The organism is Crocosphaera sp. Alani8, assembly GCF_038442745.1.
Taxonomy (GTDB): Bacteria; Cyanobacteriota; Cyanobacteriia; order Cyanobacteriales; family Microcystaceae; genus Crocosphaera.
This window is the reverse complement of sequence record NZ_JARVCN010000132.1, coordinates 16042-37290: the sequence shown is the minus strand read 5'-3', so window position 1 is coordinate 37290 and position 21249 is coordinate 16042. Positions and strand designations below refer to the sequence as shown.

32 protein-coding genes and 1 pseudogene are annotated in these 21249 nt (G+C 42.7%); 27 read left to right on the top strand and 6 right to left on the bottom strand.

What is annotated here, in order from left to right:
- The 6 genes from P9B04_RS09425 to chrA all read right to left on the bottom strand — a co-directional run.
- On the bottom strand, window positions 1-214 hold a 214-nt coding region (locus P9B04_RS09425; RefSeq protein ID WP_342054733.1), incomplete at its 3' end, for a DUF2949 domain-containing protein.
- Window positions 215-637: 423 nt separating this feature from the next.
- Window positions 638-1150, bottom strand: coding sequence for a DUF192 domain-containing protein (locus P9B04_RS09420; RefSeq protein WP_342054732.1), 513 nt, complete (start codon window positions 1148-1150; stop codon window positions 638-640).
- A gap of 64 nt (window positions 1151-1214) precedes the next feature.
- A complete protein-coding gene (gene nblR / locus P9B04_RS09415; RefSeq protein WP_342054731.1) occupies window positions 1215-1895 on the bottom strand; it encodes a response regulator transcription factor NblR in 681 nt (226 codons plus the stop codon).
- Between the two features lies 1 nt (window position 1896).
- Complete coding sequence (lptC, locus tag P9B04_RS09410) at window positions 1897-3066, bottom strand: LPS export ABC transporter periplasmic protein LptC (RefSeq protein WP_342054730.1); 1170 nt, start codon at window positions 3064-3066, stop codon at window positions 1897-1899.
- A 149-nt stretch (window positions 3067-3215) separates the two neighbouring features.
- Window positions 3216-4643: an NAD(P)/FAD-dependent oxidoreductase gene (locus P9B04_RS09405; protein WP_342054729.1), complete on the bottom strand. Its 1428-nt coding sequence runs from the start codon at window positions 4641-4643 to the stop codon at window positions 3216-3218.
- 128 nt (window positions 4644-4771) lie between these two features.
- On the bottom strand, window positions 4772-5941 hold the full coding sequence (gene chrA / locus P9B04_RS09400) for a chromate efflux transporter (RefSeq protein WP_342054728.1): 1170 nt from the start codon (window positions 5939-5941) through the stop codon (window positions 4772-4774).
- A gap of 494 nt (window positions 5942-6435) precedes the next feature.
- Here chrA and rplC point away from each other — a divergent pair, with 494 nt between their 5' ends.
- The 27 genes and pseudogenes from rplC to truA all read left to right on the top strand — a co-directional run bounded on the left by rplC (window position 6436) and on the right by truA (window position 21219).
- Window positions 6436-7074 (top strand): 50S ribosomal protein L3, encoded by a 639-nt coding sequence (gene rplC, locus P9B04_RS09395; RefSeq protein WP_342054727.1) that lies wholly within the window; start codon window positions 6436-6438, stop codon window positions 7072-7074.
- Window positions 7075-7114: 40 nt separating this feature from the next.
- On the top strand, window positions 7115-7747 hold the full coding sequence (rplD, locus tag P9B04_RS09390) for a 50S ribosomal protein L4 (protein WP_342054726.1): 633 nt from the start codon (window positions 7115-7117) through the stop codon (window positions 7745-7747).
- Window positions 7740-8042: a 50S ribosomal protein L23 gene (locus P9B04_RS09385; RefSeq protein ID WP_342054725.1), complete on the top strand. Its 303-nt coding sequence runs from the start codon at window positions 7740-7742 to the stop codon at window positions 8040-8042. Before rplD ends, P9B04_RS09385 begins: the two co-directional genes overlap by 8 nt.
- Before the next feature lie 35 nt (window positions 8043-8077).
- The gene (gene rplB / locus P9B04_RS09380) at window positions 8078-8905 is read left to right on the top strand and encodes a 50S ribosomal protein L2 (RefSeq protein WP_342054724.1); all 828 of its coding nucleotides are present in this window, start codon (window positions 8078-8080) and stop codon (window positions 8903-8905) included.
- 25 nt (window positions 8906-8930) lie between these two features.
- Window positions 8931-9209, top strand: a complete 279-nt coding sequence (gene rpsS, locus P9B04_RS09375) for a 30S ribosomal protein S19 (protein ID WP_342054723.1) — start codon at window positions 8931-8933, stop codon at window positions 9207-9209.
- Between the two features lie 92 nt (window positions 9210-9301).
- Entirely contained in the window at window positions 9302-9664 is a 363-nt protein-coding gene (gene rplV, locus P9B04_RS09370; protein WP_342054722.1) for a 50S ribosomal protein L22, read from the top strand.
- 9 nt (window positions 9665-9673) lie between these two features.
- Window positions 9674-10399, top strand: coding sequence for a 30S ribosomal protein S3 (gene rpsC / locus P9B04_RS09365; RefSeq protein WP_342054721.1), 726 nt, complete (start codon window positions 9674-9676; stop codon window positions 10397-10399).
- A 39-nt stretch (window positions 10400-10438) separates the two neighbouring features.
- A complete protein-coding gene (gene rplP, locus P9B04_RS09360) occupies window positions 10439-10858 on the top strand; it encodes a 50S ribosomal protein L16 (RefSeq protein ID WP_342054720.1) in 420 nt (139 codons plus the stop codon).
- 5 nt (window positions 10859-10863) lie between these two features.
- On the top strand, window positions 10864-11100 hold the full coding sequence (rpmC, locus tag P9B04_RS09355) for a 50S ribosomal protein L29 (RefSeq protein ID WP_342054719.1): 237 nt from the start codon (window positions 10864-10866) through the stop codon (window positions 11098-11100).
- A 7-nt stretch (window positions 11101-11107) separates the two neighbouring features.
- Window positions 11108-11350: a 30S ribosomal protein S17 gene (rpsQ, locus tag P9B04_RS09350; RefSeq protein ID WP_342054718.1), complete on the top strand. Its 243-nt coding sequence runs from the start codon at window positions 11108-11110 to the stop codon at window positions 11348-11350.
- Window positions 11351-11367: 17 nt separating this feature from the next.
- Window positions 11368-11736 carry a 50S ribosomal protein L14 gene (gene rplN / locus P9B04_RS09345; RefSeq protein ID WP_342054717.1) on the top strand — a complete coding sequence of 123 codons (369 nt, stop codon included), beginning with the start codon at window positions 11368-11370 and terminating at the stop codon, window positions 11734-11736.
- 1 nt (window position 11737) lies between these two features.
- Complete coding sequence (gene rplX, locus P9B04_RS09340; protein WP_342054716.1) at window positions 11738-12085, top strand: 50S ribosomal protein L24; 348 nt, start codon at window positions 11738-11740, stop codon at window positions 12083-12085.
- A gap of 142 nt (window positions 12086-12227) precedes the next feature.
- Window positions 12228-12773 carry a 50S ribosomal protein L5 gene (gene rplE, locus P9B04_RS09335; RefSeq protein WP_342054715.1) on the top strand — a complete coding sequence of 182 codons (546 nt, stop codon included), beginning with the start codon at window positions 12228-12230 and terminating at the stop codon, window positions 12771-12773.
- A 39-nt stretch (window positions 12774-12812) separates the two neighbouring features.
- Window positions 12813-13214: a 30S ribosomal protein S8 gene (gene rpsH / locus P9B04_RS09330; RefSeq protein ID WP_342054714.1), complete on the top strand. Its 402-nt coding sequence runs from the start codon at window positions 12813-12815 to the stop codon at window positions 13212-13214.
- Window positions 13215-13277: 63 nt separating this feature from the next.
- On the top strand, window positions 13278-13817 hold the full coding sequence (gene rplF, locus P9B04_RS09325) for a 50S ribosomal protein L6 (RefSeq protein ID WP_342054713.1): 540 nt from the start codon (window positions 13278-13280) through the stop codon (window positions 13815-13817).
- Window positions 13818-13819: 2 nt separating this feature from the next.
- Window positions 13820-14182, top strand: coding sequence for a 50S ribosomal protein L18 (gene rplR, locus P9B04_RS09320; protein ID WP_342054712.1), 363 nt, complete (start codon window positions 13820-13822; stop codon window positions 14180-14182).
- A 39-nt stretch (window positions 14183-14221) separates the two neighbouring features.
- Entirely contained in the window at window positions 14222-14743 is a 522-nt protein-coding gene (gene rpsE, locus P9B04_RS09315; protein WP_342054711.1) for a 30S ribosomal protein S5, read from the top strand.
- 28 nt (window positions 14744-14771) lie between these two features.
- Complete coding sequence (gene rplO / locus P9B04_RS09310) at window positions 14772-15248, top strand: 50S ribosomal protein L15 (protein ID WP_342054710.1); 477 nt, start codon at window positions 14772-14774, stop codon at window positions 15246-15248.
- 167 nt (window positions 15249-15415) lie between these two features.
- On the top strand, window positions 15416-16741 hold the full coding sequence (secY, locus tag P9B04_RS09305; RefSeq protein ID WP_342054709.1) for a preprotein translocase subunit SecY: 1326 nt from the start codon (window positions 15416-15418) through the stop codon (window positions 16739-16741).
- Between the two features lie 76 nt (window positions 16742-16817).
- Window positions 16818-17390 carry an adenylate kinase gene (locus P9B04_RS09300; RefSeq protein ID WP_342054708.1) on the top strand — a complete coding sequence of 191 codons (573 nt, stop codon included), beginning with the start codon at window positions 16818-16820 and terminating at the stop codon, window positions 17388-17390.
- Between the two features lie 156 nt (window positions 17391-17546).
- On the top strand, window positions 17547-17777 hold the full coding sequence (infA, locus tag P9B04_RS09295) for a translation initiation factor IF-1 (RefSeq protein ID WP_007306424.1): 231 nt from the start codon (window positions 17547-17549) through the stop codon (window positions 17775-17777).
- 170 nt (window positions 17778-17947) lie between these two features.
- Window positions 17948-17995 (top strand): annotated as a pseudogene (locus tag P9B04_RS25155) (hypothetical protein); the annotation flags it as partial.
- Between the two features lie 66 nt (window positions 17996-18061).
- Window positions 18062-18445 (top strand): 30S ribosomal protein S13, encoded by a 384-nt coding sequence (gene rpsM / locus P9B04_RS09290; protein WP_342054707.1) that lies wholly within the window; start codon window positions 18062-18064, stop codon window positions 18443-18445.
- A 51-nt stretch (window positions 18446-18496) separates the two neighbouring features.
- Complete coding sequence (gene rpsK / locus P9B04_RS09285) at window positions 18497-18889, top strand: 30S ribosomal protein S11 (RefSeq protein ID WP_342054706.1); 393 nt, start codon at window positions 18497-18499, stop codon at window positions 18887-18889.
- A 96-nt stretch (window positions 18890-18985) separates the two neighbouring features.
- Window positions 18986-19930, top strand: coding sequence for a DNA-directed RNA polymerase subunit alpha (locus tag P9B04_RS09280; RefSeq protein WP_342054705.1), 945 nt, complete (start codon window positions 18986-18988; stop codon window positions 19928-19930).
- A 49-nt stretch (window positions 19931-19979) separates the two neighbouring features.
- A complete protein-coding gene (gene rplQ / locus P9B04_RS09275) occupies window positions 19980-20330 on the top strand; it encodes a 50S ribosomal protein L17 (RefSeq protein ID WP_342054704.1) in 351 nt (116 codons plus the stop codon).
- Between the two features lie 28 nt (window positions 20331-20358).
- Window positions 20359-21219 (top strand): tRNA pseudouridine(38-40) synthase TruA, encoded by an 861-nt coding sequence (truA, locus tag P9B04_RS09270; protein ID WP_342054703.1) that lies wholly within the window; start codon window positions 20359-20361, stop codon window positions 21217-21219.
- Window positions 21220-21249: the final 30 nt, after the last annotated feature.

Below are 21249 nucleotides of genomic sequence, written 5' to 3'. Positions count from 1 at the left end.
TGTTTGGCCTAAGTTTTCGCAGCGAGTGACCCCTGGCTTTTTGAGAAGATACCTCTAACTCATCTAAATTAATTAAACCATATTGCCATAGTAACATCGGTAAAGGCCCTTTTGTTTCATTCATAGAACGTTGAGCAATGGCAATAGAATCAGCGGATAAACAGAGTTCTTCGTGGAGAAAACGCAAAAATTGTTGAGATGTGGTGTGTGGCATAGCTATATTCCTTCTAAAATAAATCAAAAATAATGGTCTTGGTTTTGGCAGTGGATCATGTATCTTTCTGGTAGTAATTTGTTGATCTTCGGGTCAATTTTTACACAAAAAAGTTCCCCTGAGAGGATTTTATTCTGAGTCACTAGGATATTCCTCGATCTTTATCCTTTGTTTAGTTGTGGACTCGTCATATTATCAGAGAAATTACTTTTTGAGTTTAAGAATTTCCTTATTTTTCTTTTTTCTCTTCACACCACCAATTGCCTCATCAATGACTGTCAATCTAACAGCCATGACACAAGAGAAGTTTTCACTGTGCAGGATAAGTTCTTCCCTTTATGTTATGTGTAGATTGTATTATAAATAATTTAGAAAATCTATAGATATTTCTCAAAAGTTTACTTCATAAAACTTATCATCTTTTTAATCGTTAGAAGATGTGTTTTCTAGAAATTCAATTTCAAGTTCATCCCCTGGTTCAATACCTAATTCTTCAGCCCTTCCTCCCCTTAGTTCAATTACTTGATTAACCAAATTTTCAGGGCCATAAGTTGGACAGGGATCAACGCTACAAGGGGGAACATTGTCGATAACAGCTTTTACTCTGCCATCCGCCAGAAAAATCATATCTAAAGAAATATTAACATTTTTCATCCAAAATCTAACTGGACGTAGTTGATCAAATACAAAAATCATCCCTCGATTTTCTTCTAGAGATTGACGATACATCAAACCCATTTGTTGTTGTTCGGGGGTTTTTGCCACTTCTAATTCTATTAATGTTTCTTCAATAGTAAATGTGGCAGAAATAGGAAGTTGTTGGCCATTTTCTGTAATCTCTTGGGTCACATCTTGAGGATATTTTGCTTGAGTTGAAGGGGAACATCCCACTAAAAAAAGAGTAATTAAGAGGATTAAACTAATTTTTCTTAACATAACTTTTGTCAGAATTTTTGCCAATTTAGAATTGACTTGTTTTGTTGATTCTACATTGCACAAGTCATCCTTCCCGTAACACATAACCCACTCCTCGAACAGTATGAATTAAACGCTTATGGTTACCACTTTCGATTTTGATGCGTAAGTAACGAATATAGACCTCAATTACATTAGATTCTCCTTGAAATTCATCTCCCCAAACATTTTCTAAAATCTTTTCTCGACTCAAAACTTCTTGAGGATTAGACATAAGATATTTAAGTAACTCAAACTCCTTCATGGTTAACTCAATGGGGTTATTGTTCACCACAAGTTTTCGTGTTGTCAAGTCAAGAATAATGTCACTATACTGCAATTGTTCCTTAATACTTGTTGGGGGTGTTAAATAAAAACAGACTAATTTTACTAATGCTGGACTATAATCAGTTTTTAATAAATAATCATCCGCCCCTGCCTCTAGACAAGCAACCCTTTCTTCGACGGTTTCTGTATTAATCATCATAACTAAAATCAGAGACTGTTGCAGTTTTCTTAATTGACTACATAAAGCCAATCCCGCGTTATCGTTAGGTTGCTGATTAATCACCACCATTGTCGGTTGATGGGTTTTCACACTTTCCACCACTTCGCAGATATCGTTAACAAGAATTGGTGTATAACCAGCTTCTCGCAAATCTGGGCCAATACGTTGCTTAAACAGATCATCAAGTTTGACGAGAATAATAGAAGGATTTAAACTCATTTTATTCAGGGAAAATTTCGGTAACTACCCGTTCTTGGCGATCGCTATTAGTGACAACAATATTATTATCAACTAAAGTACCAACAGCTTTTTCTCCAGTCAAATTTAGCTTAGGGTCTTTATTTTGCTCATAGATTACATTACCATTTGCTTCGATAGTTTGGGCCAAAACATTCCAAGTTAAATTATTCGAGTACAATTTACTGTCGTTTGTTTCACTGGTTCCTCGAACCCCTCCTGTGAGATAAGCCATATTTTCTGCTAAGTTAACATGGCCTTGATTCCCTGTAACGGTAATATTTTGGGCGTATTGAATTAATGTTATTGGCTGACTCGAATACACTTGACGGGTTTGATAATGCCAGGTAATCTCGTTTGTGGCTATTTGTAGAGGTGGCGTAAGAGACTTATATTCGATATTCTCTTTGATGATAACTTGTTTTTTATCTAAAAGAACCCTAGCGCGGTTAGCAACAAGGCGATCGGTGATAGTTTTATCTTGGAATCTAATCATGTTTAAAAGGCGATCGCCGATAATGGTTTGTTTAGGAATCTCCCAGATTAACTGTTCTGTCTTCAACCGCAACTGTCTCGCTTCTGAAGTGGCCTCAATTTTCCCGTTCAATTCTAACTTTTGTTCACGGGCATTATATTTACCTTCTTCCGCCTTTGCTTCTAGTTGGGGGTGAGAACCTCGTACATTTTTACGAATGGTCAAAAGGGATGCTTCAGGTTGCCATTGTACCTCTTCGCTGCGAAGAACCGCTTTATTCCGAGGATCAACAGCAACCACGTTATCCTTGAGAAAAATCTCGGCCCCGTCCCGTTCAATTACTCCACGATCCGATTTAACTTGTAGTACAACCTCACCGTCTTGAAAAAGATTACCTTTAACTGCGGTTAAGTTAGCTTTCTTTCTGTCTGGGGTGTATTTTGCTGCATCTACCTGTATTTTCCAAAGAATTTCTCCTTTAGCGTTGGATTGTTCCAGAGTTGCATTTTGTAAAGTCAAATTAGTTTCGTCTCTGGTTTCTCCGGAAGTTTCTAGGGTCTGAGAACCTGGCTGATCAGACTGACAGGCAATCAGGCTTAATAGTAACAGTGAAATTGCCCCTTTAACCCATTTTAAGGATAAATTTTCCTTGTGTCTTAATATTTCCTGTTTTTTCATTCCCTTTTGACAATCCCTGGATACTGTTTATACCAATGGGAATAATTGTAACGCTTCTTTGAAAATTTACAGGATACTGCAAACAAAGCCCACGTAGTTCACTCGTGGGAGTGTCAAATTGAGAATCTGTAGTTGAGGGTTTTGAGTTCTTATTTAGTCCATTTTCTACGCCAAAATAGTAATGTTTCTAAATAGTTATTAATAAACCGATTGTTTTGACGTTTTTGAATTTGCCACTGTCGGGAAATTTTAGCTATCATTTCTGATGCTGTTCCGTAGGGGGGAAATAGTTGGCTGATTTGCTTAATTTTGAGCTTATTTTTCATAGCCAAAGCCACTATATTAATAATTTCATCGCTTTGATAACCTATAATCTGACATCCTAAAATTGTGCCATTGGTACGAGTAATTATTTTACAAAATCCAGTGGTTTCGTCTAGTATTTTGGCTTTGAGTAGGGTGTTATAATTCTCTTTAATAACAATTAAATCTCTATTATACTTTTGTCTAGCTTTGGTTTCTGTTAATCCAACTCTAGAGAAGATCGGATTAGTTATAATTCTCATAGGATAATGTTCGTAATTAGTTTTAAAAATAGGAAAAAAAATAGCATTTTTAACAGCAACACTAGCTTCGTATTGAGCTAAATTAGATAAATAAGATGAATTCATCCCCTGACCACAAGCATAGATTTTTGGGTTGGTGGTTTGTAGTCTCTCATTAGTTTTGATTTTGTTTGCTTCTACCTTAACTTGGACTCCTTCTAAGTTTAAGTCTTTTGTATCTTGTTCTATTCCATTGGTAATGATAATTTCATCTATTTGTATAGCTTCATTTCCTGCTTGAATCCACGTTTCATCTTCTATTTTTTTTACCTGAGTAATAGAAGAATTTATTAGTATTTTTATTCCTTCTGCTTCTAATATAGCTTGTATTAATTGTTCTATATCTGGATCTTCTTGGGGTAGAATAGTAGAGCTTTTAATAATAAGAACAATTTGTTTGCCGAGACTGTTTAATTGTTGTGCCAGTTCAATCCCTGAAGGGGTTTGTGATACAACTGCTAATCGATTAGGAAGTTGATTAATGTCTAATCTTTCCGTAGTAAGATAACCAACTTCTGCTAATCCTTGAATTTCAGGAATTACAGAAATAGACTTCCTCGCTAATATATAGCGACGAGATCGTAGAGTTCTATTTTTGAGGACAAAACCCAATTTAGGTAAACGACAAAATTCTCCTGATTCTTGTATAACATCTACACCAAGGTTTGCTAACTGCTCTAAATTATTATCTATCTCCATATCTCTTTTTACTTCATTTTTCCACCTTTCAATCTGACTCAAATATAACCCTAAACTCGGCTCGAAATCTAGGTTAAATTCTTTTAGAAATTGTGATTTTTGTTTAAGCTTAATTAAGCATTCAAAAATCAATCTGTCAACCTCTTGATAAGAATAATCATTATTATCTCCCAAAACTAAAGCAACCCTAGCTTTTAATTGGATAGCTTCTAAAGCGGCAAAAAATGCCTCTAGAGTATTACCAATAATAACGAGATCGTAATCTAAACTCATAAGTCAGCTATCAGTTTTTGGGTTTACAGCCGCACGAAAACTATTCAGCATGCTTTTCTTTTCTTTCTCAATAATGAGAAAGAAAAGAATTTTCCAGAGTAATAATAGCATTAAAGATTAAAATTGAACTAAATATATGATAGACTCCATCCAAAAATGCTACATCCTAATACCACCAAAGCCGTATTTAATTCATACTTAAAAAGAGCAATACCCGCCAAAATAATAATTAACATTGCCTCCCAGTTAATAGGAAAGCTACCTGTCGGAATCCAAAGTATTTGATACAATAAATTCATTGTTACCACAGTCATAACAGCCACCGCACTGACATTGACTGCATCTAAAAAAGCAGCCGTCCATTGCGAGCGACGTAACTTAGGAATAATGGGATTAACAGCCAAAACAAAGAAAAAAGAAGGTAAAAATATGCCCAAGGTAGCAACCACTGCTCCAGGCACTCCCAAGATTACATATCCTATAAATGTAGCCGTAGATAGAACTGGTCCTGGGGTAAACTGTCCAATAGCGATAGCATCTAGAAGTTGTTGTTGAGTTAACCAACCGTATTGATTAACCAATTGCCCTTCCAAAAAAGCAATCAAGACATAACCACTACCAAACAAAATACTACCAATTTTCAGGAAAAACAGCCCTAACTGCCACAAAGAAGGGTTAACCTGGTTTTCATTAGCTACTTGGTTAATATTGTTGCTTACCAGAAACAAAAGCAAAGGAATGGGGTTAGGATTGCTTTGCGTGAAAACTAATCCCACCATACCCAATAATCCCCCCAACAACATAGAAACCACTTCGTTCAGTCCCAAGAGACGAAAAAGGATTACTAACAGGAAAATTGCCCAAGAATTGCGTTGTTTAATCGCTTTTTTACCCAATCTATACAAAGCACCAAAAATAACCACAATAACCGCCGGTTTGATGCCAAACAGTAAAGGTGCAATCTGGGGTAAACTGCCAAACTGGGTGTAAGCCATCGCTAAAATAGCAGTCATAGTAACAGCAGGTAAAATAAAGCAAACTCCTGCCACAATTAGTCCCCACACACCTCCGTGCATATAACCGATATGAATAGCTATTTCCGTAGAATTAGGGCCAGGAATTAAATTCGTTGCCCCCAACAAATCGAGAAACTGCGATCGCTCCAGCCATTTCCTATCCCTAACTACTTCTGCTTCCATGATGGCGATATGGGCAGCAGGACCCCCAAAACCGATTAATCCCAGTTTCAGAAAGACGGACGCTAAAGAGACTAAACGCTCTTTTAAATCCCTTGTCATAATTCTTTGCAGTTCACTGTCTGGCTAAATTGGAAAATTTTCAACATCGACAATGCCAATCCAATATTTAGCCAATCTTACTGTACTCCAGATTAGTTCCTTGATGTTCCTTTTTTCTGAAAACACCCCACCCCATAACAGCACAATTCCAAAAAAATTACGATCAACCTTGCTTTTTCTCTCCAATTTCATATACAATACTGTGTTGTGGTCAAATATAAATAAACAGACCTCGGCCCAAAGTGGGAAAAAGTCCGCTTCAAGATACTGAAGCAACTAGGCTTTAAGTCTTGGAGAGTCACGGCAACCCAGCTTAACCCGTTTTTGTAGAACAGGTTAAACCCATCGTTAACCGTACATAAACCGTACATATTAACTGCCACCGAAACGTATTGGTGTGTAGTCGTTAACTCAAAGCGAGGATAGCCTATCTCGCTCGTTTAGGTGTGAAAATGCACCTAAATTATGTTGTCTAGCCTATAGAGGAAAAAACCGTGGCTGTTGGTCTTCTTGGAACCAAACTCGGTATGACCCAAGTATTCGAGGAGGAATCGGGCTTAGCCATTCCTGTCACCGTTGTACAAGCGGGTCCATGTACCATTACACAAATTAAAACCACCGAAACCGATGGTTATACCGCCATCCAAATCGGTTATTTAGAAGTTAAAGAAAAAGCCCTAACCAAACCAGAGTTAGGTCATTTAAAAAAAGTCAATGCTTCCCCCTTGCGTCATCTCAAAGAGTATCGCATAGAGGACGCTTCCTCATATCAGTTAGGAGAAGCAGTAAAGGCAGATATTTTTAATGCGGGAGATTTAGTGGACGTTTGCGGCACCTCTATGGGACGAGGTTTTGCCGGCTACCAGAAGCGTCACAACTTTAAGCGAGGTTCAATGACCCACGGTTCCAAAAACCACCGTTTACCTGGTTCCACGGGGGCAGGAACCACCCCTGGACGAGTCTATCCAGGAAAGAAAATGGCCGGTCAGTACGGTGCGGCAAAAACCACAACCCGTAAATTAACAGTGGTTCGGGTGGATGCAGAACGGAACCTTCTCTTAATAAAGGGAGCAGTACCTGGAAAACCAGGAGGCTTATTAAATATTACTCCAGCCAACATAGTTGGTAAATAAAAGACTAACCCATAAGTAAACCAGAAACAAATCCAAAAAAATGGTTGATTGTAACGTAAAAAACTGGCAAGGGGAAGAAATAGGGCAAGCAACCCTAGAATTAAAGGCAGCAAGAGAAGAAAGTGCGTCCCATCTCTTACACCGCGCTGTTGTTCGCCATTTAGCCAACGCCCGTCAAGGTAACGCCTCCACCAAAACCAGATCAGAAGTTAGAGGAGGGGGTCGTAAACCCTGGAGACAAAAAGGAACCGGTAGAGCCAGAGCCGGATCGATTCGTTCTCCCCTATGGCGAGGTGGTGGGGTCATTTTTGGACCAAAACCCCGAGATTTTAGTCTAAAAATGAACCGCAAAGAGAAAAGACTGGCACTGAGAACAGCCATCAACTCTCGGGTAGAAGACATGATTGTGGTTGAAAACTTTGCCGAACAACTGCCCCAACCAAAGACAAAAGAACTAGCTTCAGCTTTAGTTCGTTGGGGGGTAGAACCCAAGCAAAAAGTAGCCCTAGTGTTGATAGACACCGATGACAACGTTTATTTATCCGCACGAAATCTCTCCTTCGTCAAGATTTTGCGAGCAGACAGTTTAAATGTTTACGATTTGCTCAACGCCGATAAAATTGTCATCACCTCTGAAGCCCTAAGCAAAATTCAGGAGGTTTACAATGACTAAATATAATCCCCGTGATCTAGCAGATTTGGTGCTTAAGCCCATTATTACCGAAAAAGCAACCCTGCTACTAGAAGAGAATAAATATGTGTTTGATGTGCTACCAAAAGCCACCAAGCCAGAAATTAAAGCAGCGATTGAAAGCTTATTTGAGGTTAAAGTCACCTCGGTGAACACCATTCGCCCACCCCGTAAAAAGCGTCGTGTCGGTCGATTTATCGGTCATAAACCACTATACAAAAGGGCCATCGTCACTTTAGAAGAAGGGGATAGTATCACACTCTTCCCCGACCTATAAACCCAAAATCAAAACTCAAACTGTAAGTAATAATCATGGGTATTCGTACTTATCGGCCATATACTCCAGGAACGAGACAAGCGTCCGTCTCAGATTTCTCGGAAATTACCAAAACCAAGCCGGAAAAATCACTAACCAGATACAAACACAACAAAAAAGGACGTAATAATCGAGGTGTAATTACCAGTCGTCATCGGGGGGGTGGACACAAGCGTCTGTACCGAATCATAGATTTCAAACGCAGTAAACGTGATATCCCTGCCACAGTAACCGCCATCGAATACGACCCCAACCGCAACGCCCGTATTGCCTTACTGCTTTACGAAGATGGAGAAAAACGCTATATCCTAGCTCCAGCAGGGATTACCGTCGGCACCGAGGTGATCGCAGGGGAAAACTCCCCCTTTGAAATAGGAAATGCCCTACCCCTATACAAAATTCCCTTGGGTACAGAAGTCCATAACGTGGAATTGGTAGCCGGCAAAGGAGGTCAAATGGTGAGGGCGGCAGGTGCGGCGGCCCAAGTAGTAGCCAAAGAAGGAAACTACGTGACCCTAAGACTCCCATCCAAAGAAGTCCGCATGGTTCGCAAAGAATGTTATGCCACCATTGGTCGAGTAGGTAACATCGAAGCCCGTAACCTTAAACTAGGGAAAGCTGGTAGAACCCGTCATTTGGGACGTAGACCCCATGTGAGAGGAAGCGTTATGAACCCAGTAGACCACCCCCACGGCGGAGGGGAGGGAAGAGCTCCCGTTGGTAGAACAGGACCCATGACTCCTTGGGGTAAACCTGCTCTAGGGGCCAAAACCCGTAATAAGAAAAAAGCAAGTTCTCGCTTGATTATACGCCGTCGCCGTTAAAACAATCGAATTAGTTGAAATTATTATGAGCCGCTCCTTAAAAAAAGGCCCTTTTATCGCAGATAGTCTCCTGAGCAAAATTGAAAAACTCAATGAAAAAGGAGATAAACAGGTGGTCAAAACCTGGTCACGGGCTTCCACCATCATCCCTGCCATGATTGGTCACACCATCGCCGTTCACAACGGGAAACAGCACGTTCCCATCTTCATATCCGAGCAAATGGTCGGTCATAAACTGGGAGAGTTTGCTCCAACCCGTACTTTTAGGGGACACTCCAAGAGCGATAAAAAAGCTCGACGATAACCAAAGGCAGTTGGGGAGACAAACGATTATCGAGAATTCTTAATTTAGTTCACCCCATTACCAATAATAAGTTACAGATAAACACAATCATCATGGCAGTTGACACAACCACAGAAGCTAAAGCCATAGCCCGTTACATTCGGATGTCCCCTTTCAAAGTAAGACGGGTACTCGACCAAATTCGAGGCCGCTCTTATCGTGAAGCCCTAATCATCCTCGAATTCATGCCCTATCGGGCCTGCGACCCCATACGGAAACTGTTACGTTCTGCGGCCGCCAACGCCGAGAACAATCAAGGACTCGATCCCGAAACCTTAGTAGTCAGTAAAGCCTATGCCGACGGCGGACCAAGCTTAAGACGCTACCGACCTAGAGCGCAAGGGCGAGCTTATCAAATTCGTAAACCAACCTGTCATATTACCATTGCCGTCGCCCCCGACATAGAAGAGGACTAACAGAAAAATATGGGACAAAAAATACATCCAATCGGTTTTCGTCTGGGCATTACCAAAGACCATAAATCCTGTTGGTACGCCGATAAAAAACGTTATCCCGGACTGTTACAAGAAGATTTAGTGGTTCGGCAATACGTCGAAAAAAATCTTAGTAATGCCGGTATTGCCGATATCCGCATCGAGAGAAAAGCAGATCAAATAGACCTCGCTATTCACACCGCTAGACCCGGGGTGGTGGTAGGTAGAGGAGGCAGCGGCATCGAACAACTCAGGACTGGTTTGCAAAAAGCCCTGGGGGAAAATCGTCAAATCCGCATCAACGTCATCGAAGTTTCTCGGGTAGATGCCGACGCAGCCCTGATTGCTGAGTACATCACCCAACAACTGGAGCGACGGGTATCCTTTCGTCGTGTGGTGCGCCAAGCCATTCAAAGAGCGCAAAGGGCTGAAGTAAAAGGGATCAAAATCCAAGTGGGAGGCCGCTTAAATGGGGCTGAAATTGCTAGAAGCGAATGGGTGAGGGAAGGTCGAGTGCCACTGCATACCCTCAGAGCAGACATTGACTACTGCTATCGCACCGCCCAAACCATTTACGGTATTTTAGGCATCAAAGTTTGGGTTTTTAAAGGGGAGATCATTCCCGGCCAAGAAGAACAAGCTATGGCGGCTCCGGCTCCAACCCCCAGAAAGAAACGTCGCGCCCAACAATTTGAAGACCGTTCTAACGAAGAATAATCAAACATATTTCGAGTTAAATACCATCATTAACCACCCATGTTAAGTCCGAGAAGAACGAAATTCCGTAAACAGCAACGAGGACGTATGAGAGGGTTAGCCCGCCGAGGTAGCACCCTCAACTTTGGCGATTACGCCCTACAAGCAACCGAACCCTGTTGGATCACATCCCGTCAAATAGAAGCAGCCCGTCGTGCCATGACCCGTTACATCAAACGGGGGGGAAAAGTCTGGATTCGCATTTTCCCAGATAAACCTGTCACCATGCGAGCAGCAGAAACCCGTATGGGTTCAGGAAAAGGATCTCCCGAATATTGGGTCGCTGTGGTCAAACCTGGAAGAATCATGTTCGAGTTATCTGGGGTATCTGAACCCATTGCTCGAGAAGCTATGCGTCTAGCTGCTCAAAAACTCCCCATCAAGACCAAGTTTGTTACCCGTAAAGAGGAGTATAACTAAGTATTATGGCACTACCCAAAATAGAAGACGCAAGAAAACTCAACGATGAAGAACTTGTAGAAGAAATACTCGCCACCAAGCGAAAACTCTTCGACCTCCGTTTCCAACAAGCCACTGGCCAATCAGACAACAAACCCCATGAATTCAAGCATACTCGTCATCGGATGGCTCAGTTGCTAACCGTCGAACGAGAAAGACAACTGAACATCAATCAAGCACCCACTACCACAGAGGAAGGATAAAATAACTATGGCTGTTAAAGAAAGAGTTGGGGTAGTAGTTAGCACAAAAATGGATAAAACCGCAGTTGTAGCGGTTGAAAACCGGTCGCCTCACCCCAAATATCGCAAGATTGTCGTCAAAACACGAAAATTTAAAGCACACGACCCCGAAAATCAATGTAGAGAAGGCGATCGTGTCCGCATTCGAGAAACCCGTCCCCTCAGCAAAACCAAACGCTGGGAAATCAAGGACATTTTAACCGCTCATTAAAACCTCTTATTACCACCGTGATTCAACAGCAAACTTATCTAAATGTTGCAGACAATAGTGGAGCGCGTAAACTAATGTGTTTACGAGTTTTGGGAACAGGCAACTGCCGTTATGGAGAAATTGGGGATAAAATTATCGCCGTCGTTAAAGATGCTATTCCCAATATGCCAGTCAAACGCTCTGATATCGTTACTGCGGTTATCGTACGCACCCGTCAGCCAGTTAATCGTGCTAGTGGCATGAGCATTCGCTTTGATGACAATGCTGCCGTCATTATCAACCCTGATGGCAACCCCAGAGGAACCCGTGTCTTTGGTCCTGTGGCCAGGGAATTGAGGGATAAAAGCTATACGAAAATTGTCTCCTTAGCACCGGAGGTACTCTAACATGAGTCAAAAAAAATCTGCCCAAAAACGTTGCAAGATGCACGTTAAAACAGGGGATACAATTCAAGTTATTTCAGGACGAGACAAAGGTAAAGTGGGAGAGATTCTGAGAACTATTCCTACCACCAGTCAAGTAGTTGTTAAAGGAGTTAACGTCCGTACTAAGCACGTTAAACCCCAACAAGAAGGAGAATCTGGTCAAATAAGCACCTTTGAAGCTCCTATCCATAGTTCCAACGTCATGCTCTACTCCACCAAAGAGCAGGTGGCTAGTCGCATCAGTTATACCTTTACGGAAGAAGGTCGTAAAGTTCGAATGCTCAAAAAAACAGGAGAAATTATCGATTAAGGCCTAAATTTTTAGTGCGAGTTCCCTAGAAAGCAACTCATCGATAATAAAGAACATTCCCAACTCCACCCTTCCACCAAGCCAAAACACACAATTTATTTACTCTACCCCTGACCAAGCCCAGGGAAAAGGAAAAATTATCATGGCTCAACCCAGACTTAAAATCTTTTATCAAGAAACCATTGTGCCAAAACTGCAACAGCAGTTTAGTTACACCAACATTCACCAAGTTCCCAAGGTAGTCAAAGTTACCATCAACCGAGGACTGGGAGAAGCCTCCCAAAACGCTAAAGCTCTAGAATCCTCTATCAGCGAACTGGAAACCATTACCGGACAAAAACCCGTGGTTACCCGTGCTAAAAAAGCCATCGCTGGTTTTAAAATTCGTGAAGGAATGCCAGTGGGGGTCATGGTAACCCTTCGCTCAGAAAAAATGTACGCTTTCCTAGATCGTCTTATTAACCTAGCTCTACCTAGAATTAGAGACTTTCGGGGAATTAGTGCCAAAAGCTTCGATGGAAGGGGTAACTATAGCCTTGGTATCCGTGAGCAACTGATTTTTCCCGAAATTGATTACGATACCATCGACCAAATTCGCGGCATGGATGTTTCTATCATTACCACCGCCGGAACCGATGAGGAAGGACGCGCTTTACTCAAAGAAATGGGAATGCCCTTCCGCACCTAATTCATCATTTATTCCATAGGAGAAACCCATCATTCTATAATGGCAACCAACGACATCATCTCAGATATGCTCACCCGTATCCGCAACGCCTGTGCGGTACGCCATCCCACTACCATTGTTCCCACCACCAGAATGACCCGCAGTATCGCTCAAGTTCTTCGAGAAGAGGGCTTTATTGAGGGGTTTGAAGAAGCAGGAGAAGGGGTCAAAAAACACCTTGTTATCTCCCTAAAATACAAGTCTAGAGGGCGGCAGCCTATCATTAACACCCTACAAAGGGTCAGTAAACCAGGGTTGCGAGTATACTCCAATCGCAAAGACTTGCCTCGGGTCCTTGGAGGTATCGGCATTGCCATCATTTCTACCTCTAAAGGGATTATGACAGATAGGGAAGCCCGCCGCCAAAACGTGGGAGGAGAAGTTCTTTGTTACGTTTGGTAACCACCCCATCAACCCCAAAAGGACTCAGTTACAACTCAGTGTCACAGATAACCCATTAAGAAAATGTCTCGTATTGGTAAAAAACCTATTTCCCTGCCCAACAAGGTCACCATCGACATCAAAGGGCAACACATCGCCGTAAAAGGTCCCAAAGGCTCCCTGGAATTGGACTTACCCTCAAAAGTTAAGGTTAACCAAGAGGGGGAAACCGTCCTCGTTGAACGGGAAGACGACTCCCGTACCGCCCGTGAACGCCACGGTCTCTCCCGTACCCTCGTAGCCAATATGATCGAGGGGGTGTCCAAAGGCTTTGAAAAACGTCTCAGCATCCAAGGAGTGGGCTACCGGGCCCAAGCACAAGGAACAAAGTTAACCCTCAACGTCGGCTACAGTAAACCAGTCGAAATGACCATGCCCAAAGGGATTAACATAGCAGTAGAAAACAATACCCAAGTTATTGTCAGTGGAATCGACAAAGCAATCGTCGGTAACACTGCGGCTAAAATTCGTGCCGTTCGCCCCCCAGAACCCTACAAAGGTAAAGGCATTCGCTATGTTGATGAATTTGTCAGACGTAAAGCAGGTAAAGCAGGTAAGAAATAATTATGAAAACAACACGCAGAGATTCCTTAAAACGTCGTCATCGGCGCATTCGCAAGAAAGTCAATGGTACATCCGACTGTCCCCGTTTAGCGGTTTTCCGCTCTAATCACCACATCTACGCTCAAATTATCGATGATGTAGCTCAACATACCCTAGCAGCAGCTTCTACCTTAGAACCGAATTTGAGAAACAGCCTTAGCTCCGGATCAACCTGTGAAGCTTCCGCCGCCGTAGGTAAATTAGTTGCCGAACGGGGCAAAGCTAAAGGTATCGAACAAGTAGTCTTCGATCGCGGTGGTAACCTCTATCACGGTCGTGTTCAGGCCTTAGCCGAGGCCGCCAGGGAAGCAGGATTACAGTTTTAAATCTAATTATATTTTTATTGACACTAAACGGTAATTACTATGGCAAAAAGTCGCAAAAACAACCGAGAAAAAGCAAAAGAAAGCAACTGGCAAGAACGGGTTATCCAAATTCGTCGGGTTAGTAAAGTAGTTAAAGGCGGTAAAAAACTTAGTTTCCGTGCCATCGTAGTGGTGGGCAACGAAAAAGGTCAAGTAGGAGTTGGTGTTGGTAAAGCTGGAGACGTTATCGGTGCTGTTCGTAAAGGAGTGGCCGACGGCAAAAAGCAGCTGATCGACGTTTCTTTGACAAAATCTAGCTCCATCACCCATGTAACCAAAGGAGTGTCTGGTGGAGCCAGAGTTATCGTACGTCCTGCTGCCCCTGGTACAGGAGTAATCGCCGGAGGAGCAGTAAGAACCGTATTAGAACTAGCAGGGCTAAAAAATATTTTAGCAAAGCAACTGGGGTCTAATAATCCTCTTAACAACGCTAGAGCAGTGATTAACGCTCTCGAAGGTCTCCGGACTTTCTCCGAGGTTGCCCAAGAAAGAGGAGTTCCCCTAGAGCATCTTTACACCTAAATAAAGTTTTCTATCCCCAGCAAATGCCATGAGAATACACGAAGTTAGCCCCCAGAAAGGATCGACCAAACGCCGTCGCCGCATTGGTCGCGGTATTTCAGCAGGACAAGGAGCAAGTGGTGGTTTCGGCATGCGAGGTCAAAAATCTCGCTCCGGAACTGGGACTAAGGCAGGGTTTGAAGGGGGACAGATTCCTCTATACCGTCGGATTCCCAAATTAAAACATTTTCCCCTCGTTAATCCTAGTCATTACACCATTATTAACGTGGGTAAACTCAACAGTCTGCCAGCAAACAGCGAAGTTACCCTAGAGAGTTTAATGGAAACAGGATTAATTACTAGCAACGACGGACCTTTAAAAGTATTAGGAGACGGCGAGTTAACTGTTGCCTTAACCGTTAAAGCAACCGCTTTTACCAAGTCGGCACAAGCTAAAATTGAAGGTGCAGGGGGTAGTTGCCAAAACCCATCACAAACCCCATCAACTCCTACAGAAAGCGAATAGGGGACAGGGAATATTCACCTCTCTTTCCGTAGAGAGGCTTGCTTTCCATCGAGTTCCCCTTGGTTGTTACGAACTTGAAACACCGATAAAACCTAATTATCAACTATTAATTGCTTGATAAAATGTCACAATTAATAAAATATCGTTAATCACTGAGGTTACCATTAATGGTTGTCAGTCGAGAAAAAACACCTACAGCACAAGAAACTTTTTTACAAATGGCCCAAGCAGCCGGCCTACGAGGGCGGCTGTTGATTACCATTGGTCTACTAATTTTAATTCGTTTTGGAATTTTTATTCCAATTCCTGGCATCAACCGCACAGAATTTGCTAGAGCTATTAGCAACAGTCCTGTTTTGGGCTTTTTGGATATCTTTACAGGGGGAGGTATTTCTACCCTGGGGATTTTTGCATTGGGTATTCTACCCTTTATTAATGCTTCCATTATTATGCAGTTGTTAACCGCAGCTATTCCTGCTTTGGAAGATTTACAGAAGAACGAAGGGGAGGCAGGAAGACGGAAAATTTCCCAAATTACCCGTTATGTGGCTGCTGGTTGGTCTGTAATTCAAAGCACAGCCATTACCATCGGTTTACTACGACCATATGCTTTAGGAGACCCCTTTTGGTTCGTTCCTGAAACCGTTTTAGCCCTAACCGCCGGTTCCATGTTCGTAATGTGGGTATCGGAGTTAATTACAGAAAGGGGTATCGGGAACGGCGCATCTTTGTTGATTTTTGTCAACATTGTGGCCAGTTTACCCCGAACCCTCGGACAAACCATCGATTACGCCCAAACTGGTGGCAGACAAGCCGTGGCACAGGTGGTTATCCTCTTGTTAGTCTTTTTGGTGATGATTGTGGGTATTGTCTTTGTTCAAGAAGGAACAAGACGTATTCCTATTATCTCAGCCCGTCGTCAAGTAGGGCGGAAACTTTACCGAGAAAGAACCAGTTATTTACCCCTAAGGCTGAATCAAGGAGGGGTAATGCCGATTATTTTCGCTTCTGCTGTGCTGATTTTGCCTCAGTCTTTATTGAGCTTTGTTAGTAATCAAGAAAGCGTCAGTCCCGTTGCCCAGGCATTGATTGCAGTAACCAATGCTTTGAGTCCTGGAAGTTGGGCTTATGTAGGGGTTTATTCCTTGTTAATCCTATTTTTTAGCTATTTCTACGCTTCTTTAATCGTTAACCCAGAAGATGTGTCGAAAAACCTCAAGAAAATGGGTTCTAGCATACCCGGTATTCGTCCTGGGGAAAAAACCAAGCAATATCTCGAAGGGGTACTCAATCGGCTCACTTTTTTAGGGGCGATCTTCTTGAGTTTTGTAGCCACTGTTCCTACTTTGGTCGAAAGGGCAACTCAAGTCTCCACATTCCAAGGATTGGGGGCAACCTCTTTACTTATTTTAGTGGGGGTAGCCATCGACACGGCAAAACAAATTCAAACCTACGTCATCTCTCAACGCTATGAGGGAATGATCAAACAGTAAGATATGGGGGTTAAGGAGTCTAGAATTTCCTTGACTCTACCCCATAGGAACCAACACATCTAACAACCAAAACATTATGAGTACAGGGAAGGGATTGATTTTTTTGGGTCCTCCCGGTTCAGGAAAAGGCACCCAAGCGCAAGAATTGTCAAAAGAATTTAAGATTCCTCACATTTCCACAGGAGAAATGTTGCGAGAAGCGATCGCTAGACAAACCTCTTTAGGACAAAAAGCCCAAGGTTATATGGATAAGGGGGAATTAGTTCCTGATGAATTATTATTGGGTTTAATCGAAGAACGTTTAAAGGAGGAAGATGCTCAAAACGGTTGGATTCTAGACGGGTTTCCTCGTAACGTTGCTCAAGCTGAATTTTTAGACAAGTTACTCCATAAATTAGCCAAGTTTTCCGAACAAGCGATTAATTTAGACGTTCCAGACCCAGTGATTATTGAGCGCTTGTTATTACGAGGGCAAAAAGAAGGGCGAAAAGACGATAACGAAGAGACCATTCGCCGTCGTTTAGAAGTTTACCGAGAAAAAACCCAGCCAGTGCTTGACTATTATCGTCAAGAAAACAAACTATCTTCCGTTGATGGTAACCAACAACTGGAAGAAGTCACCAAACAACTCAAAGCAATGGTAACTTGAAAAAAGTGCTAAATTCGGTAAAAAGTCAAGAGCAATTAGGAGGTTTGCTAAGATATGTAAGGGAAAGTTGCTAGAAAACCCTTTTTTACGGTGCGTAACCTTCGGCCATAGTCTGGGTTTAGTATTTCCTAATTATACTATTTGAGGCAGAAAATTGTGTCAAAACAAGACTTAATAGAAATGGAAGGAACTGTAACGGAGTCCCTTCCCAACGCGATGTTCCGAGTGGATCTTGACAACGGGTTTAATGTTTTAGCCCATATTTCTGGCAAAATCCGCCGTAACTACATTAAAATTCTGCCAGGTGATCGGGTCAAAGTAGAATTAACCCCCTACGATCTCACCAAAGGCAGAATTACCTATCGGCTCAAAGGGAGTAAAAAGTAAGATGTTATGGGGAAAAAACCTTCCACCCATTAAAGCTTAAAGGACTCTCTAGGCTGACATAAATAAGCAAATTTTGCTATAATAATAGGCTGGCAGTACTGCTGTAAAAAAATCCATGAAAGTTAGACAATTAGTCAAAAAAATGTCGCGTCATAGGGCGAAGGTGAAGAGCCATGATACTTTGTGTTAATTCAAGACACAAGCAACGTCAGGGTTAAAGTGGCATCTTCTCAACGTTATCACAACATTAGGCTAACAAGAACAAGCTCAGAGGAAAAACAAAAGTGGCAAGGATATCCGGTGTTGACCTACCAAGAGATAAAAGAGTCGAAATTGGCTTAACTTATCTTTACGGTATTGGTCTATCACGATCTCAAGAAATTCTAGCAGAAACCGGTGTCAACCCCGACATCCGTGTGCGAGACTTAAGCGACGAAGACGTAACCAAGTTACGGTCTTACATCGAAAGTAACTATCAAATCGAAGGGGATCTCAGACGATGGGAAGCAATGAACATCAAGAGATTAGCCGATATTGGTACCTATAGAGGCCGTCGTCATAGGCAAGGACTTCCTGTTAGAGGACAACGGACAAGAACCAATGGCCGTACTCGTCGCGGTAGACGACTAACCGTTGCAGGGAAGAAAAAAGCCCCCTCCAAGAAATAATCAGCACCCATTGACAACCGATCAATTAGAGACAAATTTCAGTGAAAGACTATGGCGCGACCAACTAAAAAAGGCGGACCTAAAAAACAAAAGAAAAACGTTCCTAACGGAGTGGCTCACATTCAATCCACTTTCAACAATACCATCGTTACCATTTCTGACACAAAAGGGGATGTGGTTTCTTGGTCGTCGGCCGGGGCCAGTGGCTTCAAGGGAGCAAAGAAAGGTACTCCCTTTGCGGCTCAAACCGCAGCGGACTCCGCCGCTCGTCGAGCTATCGACCAGGGAATGCGGCAAATAGAAGTGATGGTAAGCGGACCTGGGGCTGGTCGAGAAACAGCAATACGTGCTTTACAAGGGGCAGGATTAGAAATAACCCTAATTCGAGACGTTACCCCCATCCCCCACAATGGCTGTCGTCCCCCCAAACGACGACGGGTTTAGCCAAAGTCTGTTGTCACACTATGAGCAATTAGACGTTAAGACAGACACAATCAGGGTGTCTGGGAGGCATTTGACAATGAAGGGAGGTCACTAAACGTGGCGCAGTTTCAAATTGAGTGTATAGAATCTAAGACTCAGAAAAATCAGAGTCAATATAGTAAGTTTGTTCTAGAACCCCTAGAACGAGGTCAGGGGACGACCGTTGGCAACGCCCTAAGACGGGTGTTACTAGCTAATTTAGAAGGGGCAGCAGTAACTGCGATTCGTATTGGCGGGGTAAACCACGAATTTGCAACCATTCCTGGGGTCAGAGAAGATGTCTTAGAAATCATGTTAAACATGAAAGAGATCGTCATCAAAAGCTATACCGAGCAACCCCAGATCGGTCGCTTAGTAGCCACAGGGGCAGCCCATGTAACAGCAGGCCAATTCGATTTACCTTCAGAAGTAGAAGTCGTCAACCCCACCCAACCCATTGCTACCTTAACAGAGGGAGCAAAATTAGAGATGGAATTTCGCATAGAAAAAGGTATTGGTTACGTACCAGTGGAAAGGTCCAACGACGAACCCACTACCCTCGACTTCTTACAAATCGATGCTGTGTTTATGCCGGTAACCAAAGTAAACTACAGTGTAGAGAGTATTCGTGGGGAAGACGGAGAAGCGATGGATCGTCTCATGCTTGAGATTTGGACGAATGGGAGTTTTAACCCCAAAGAAGCCCTATCTAAAGCAGCAGACATCTTAGTGGATTTATTCAATCCTCTCAAAGACCTCAACCAACTCGAAACAACTGTTCCTGAGTATCCAGACGAAGAAAATCCTCAAAGTCAAATTCCCATCGAAGAGTTACAGTTATCGGTAAGGGCTTATAATTGCTTAAAACGGGCGCAAATCAATACCGTAGCCGATTTATTGGATTATAGTCAAGAGGATCTCTTAGAAATTAAGAACTTTGGGCAAAAATCGGCTGAAGAAGTCATTGAAGCACTACAGGATCGTTTAGGGATCACTTTACCCCAAGAAAAAGCGAAAGCTTGATACTCAATTAAGTACAAAAGTTCTATTATATTAGGGAGGAAAAACAACCATGCGTCATCGGTGTCGTGTCCCTCAGTTGGGCAAACCCGCCGACCAAAGAAAAGCTCTATTGCGATCGCTGGCAACAGAGTTGATTCGTCACGGTCAAATCAAAACAACAAAAACCCGCGCCAAAGCGGTTCGTTCCGAAGTAGAACGGATGATCACCTTAGCCAAGGATGGATCATTGGCCGCTAGACGTAGAGCCATAAGTTATCTTTACGATAAAAATCTGGTTCACGCTTTGTTTGCCGATGCTCCACAACGCTACGGTAACCGCAAAGGAGGTTACACCCGTATTGTACGGACGATCCGCCGTCGGGGAGATAACGCAGAAATGGCCATCATCGAGTTAACCTAAGACCTGCAAACGGTAGTCAGGTTTGTTTATGGACAGTTTAAAACCACAACCCCACCAGAAAAGAGTTGCCCTGGTAATTCAATATCAGGGAAGTGGTTTTCATGGTTGGCAAAGACAACCAAACCAGCGCACTGTCCAAGAAGACATCGAAACCACTATCACCGAGGTTTTAGGCTACCATACCCCTATCCACGGGGCAGGTAGAACCGATGCTGGGGTTCATGCTGCAGCTCAAATCGCCCATTTCGACTACACCAGTCCCATTCCTCCCCAACAATGGGCAAATATTTTGAACCACAGACTGCCTGATGATATCCTAATCCGAGGGTCACAGGCAGTTCCTCTAACTTGGCACGCACGATTTTCGGCCCTATGGCGACGTTATCGTTACAGTTTCTACACCGATAAATGTCCCAATTTGTTTGTTAAACCTTTTAGTTGGCACTATTACTATGAGCCTCTAGACGTGGAGTTAATGCAAAAAGCCTTAAATCCTTTATTGGGTCAACACCATTTAGCGGCCTTTCGTCGTGCAGGTTCTCACCGTAATCATTCTTGGGTGGAAGTCCAAGACACTCAGTGTTATCGTCAAGGACCCTTTATTCATCTAGAAATCCAAGCCAACGGCTTTTTATACGGGATGGTACGGTTATTGGTGGGGATGTTAGTGGAAGTGGGAAGCGCAAAGCGATCGCTAACCAACTTTGCCGACATTTGGCAAAACCAACGGCGGGAACAAGTTAAATATTCTGCTCCAGCAAAGGGTTTATGTTTATTAAGGGTCGGTTATGCCGATTTTCCCTTATCTTCTGATATTTGGTTTGATACTCAACCTTTGTTTATGTTTAAAAACCATGAAAACTCGAAAACAAAGGAAATGGTAACTTAATCTCTAAAATTGTTGTTTTTTGAGCCAAAT

Coding starts and splice junctions, on each gene's coding strand:
- P9B04_RS09420 (WP_342054732.1), bottom strand. CDS start 1,150: ATGTTAAGAAAAATTAGTTTAATCCTCTTAATTACTCTTTTTTTAGTG.
- nblR (WP_342054731.1), bottom strand. CDS start 1,895: ATGAGTTTAAATCCTTCTATTATTCTCGTCAAACTTGATGATCTGTTT.
- lptC (WP_342054730.1), bottom strand. CDS start 3,066: ATGAAAAAACAGGAAATATTAAGACACAAGGAAAATTTATCCTTAAAA.
- P9B04_RS09405 (WP_342054729.1), bottom strand. CDS start 4,643: ATGAGTTTAGATTACGATCTCGTTATTATTGGTAATACTCTAGAGGCA.
- chrA (WP_342054728.1), bottom strand. CDS start 5,941: ATGACAAGGGATTTAAAAGAGCGTTTAGTCTCTTTAGCGTCCGTCTTT.
- rplD (WP_342054726.1), top strand. CDS start 7,115: ATGGTTGATTGTAACGTAAAAAACTGGCAAGGGGAAGAAATAGGGCAA.
- P9B04_RS09385 (WP_342054725.1), top strand. CDS start 7,740: ATGACTAAATATAATCCCCGTGATCTAGCAGATTTGGTGCTTAAGCCC.
- rplB (WP_342054724.1), top strand. CDS start 8,078: ATGGGTATTCGTACTTATCGGCCATATACTCCAGGAACGAGACAAGCG.
- rpsS (WP_342054723.1), top strand. CDS start 8,931: ATGAGCCGCTCCTTAAAAAAAGGCCCTTTTATCGCAGATAGTCTCCTG.
- rplV (WP_342054722.1), top strand. CDS start 9,302: ATGGCAGTTGACACAACCACAGAAGCTAAAGCCATAGCCCGTTACATT.
- rpsC (WP_342054721.1), top strand. CDS start 9,674: ATGGGACAAAAAATACATCCAATCGGTTTTCGTCTGGGCATTACCAAA.
- rplP (WP_342054720.1), top strand. CDS start 10,439: ATGTTAAGTCCGAGAAGAACGAAATTCCGTAAACAGCAACGAGGACGT.
- rpmC (WP_342054719.1), top strand. CDS start 10,864: ATGGCACTACCCAAAATAGAAGACGCAAGAAAACTCAACGATGAAGAA.
- rpsQ (WP_342054718.1), top strand. CDS start 11,108: ATGGCTGTTAAAGAAAGAGTTGGGGTAGTAGTTAGCACAAAAATGGAT.
- rplX (WP_342054716.1), top strand. CDS start 11,738: ATGAGTCAAAAAAAATCTGCCCAAAAACGTTGCAAGATGCACGTTAAA.
- rplE (WP_342054715.1), top strand. CDS start 12,228: ATGGCTCAACCCAGACTTAAAATCTTTTATCAAGAAACCATTGTGCCA.
- rpsH (WP_342054714.1), top strand. CDS start 12,813: ATGGCAACCAACGACATCATCTCAGATATGCTCACCCGTATCCGCAAC.
- rplF (WP_342054713.1), top strand. CDS start 13,278: ATGTCTCGTATTGGTAAAAAACCTATTTCCCTGCCCAACAAGGTCACC.
- rplR (WP_342054712.1), top strand. CDS start 13,820: ATGAAAACAACACGCAGAGATTCCTTAAAACGTCGTCATCGGCGCATT.
- rpsE (WP_342054711.1), top strand. CDS start 14,222: ATGGCAAAAAGTCGCAAAAACAACCGAGAAAAAGCAAAAGAAAGCAAC.
- rplO (WP_342054710.1), top strand. CDS start 14,772: ATGAGAATACACGAAGTTAGCCCCCAGAAAGGATCGACCAAACGCCGT.
- secY (WP_342054709.1), top strand. CDS start 15,416: ATGGTTGTCAGTCGAGAAAAAACACCTACAGCACAAGAAACTTTTTTA.
- P9B04_RS09300 (WP_342054708.1), top strand. CDS start 16,818: ATGAGTACAGGGAAGGGATTGATTTTTTTGGGTCCTCCCGGTTCAGGA.
- rpsK (WP_342054706.1), top strand. CDS start 18,497: ATGGCGCGACCAACTAAAAAAGGCGGACCTAAAAAACAAAAGAAAAAC.
- rplQ (WP_342054704.1), top strand. CDS start 19,980: ATGCGTCATCGGTGTCGTGTCCCTCAGTTGGGCAAACCCGCCGACCAA.
- truA (WP_342054703.1), top strand. CDS start 20,359: ATGGACAGTTTAAAACCACAACCCCACCAGAAAAGAGTTGCCCTGGTA.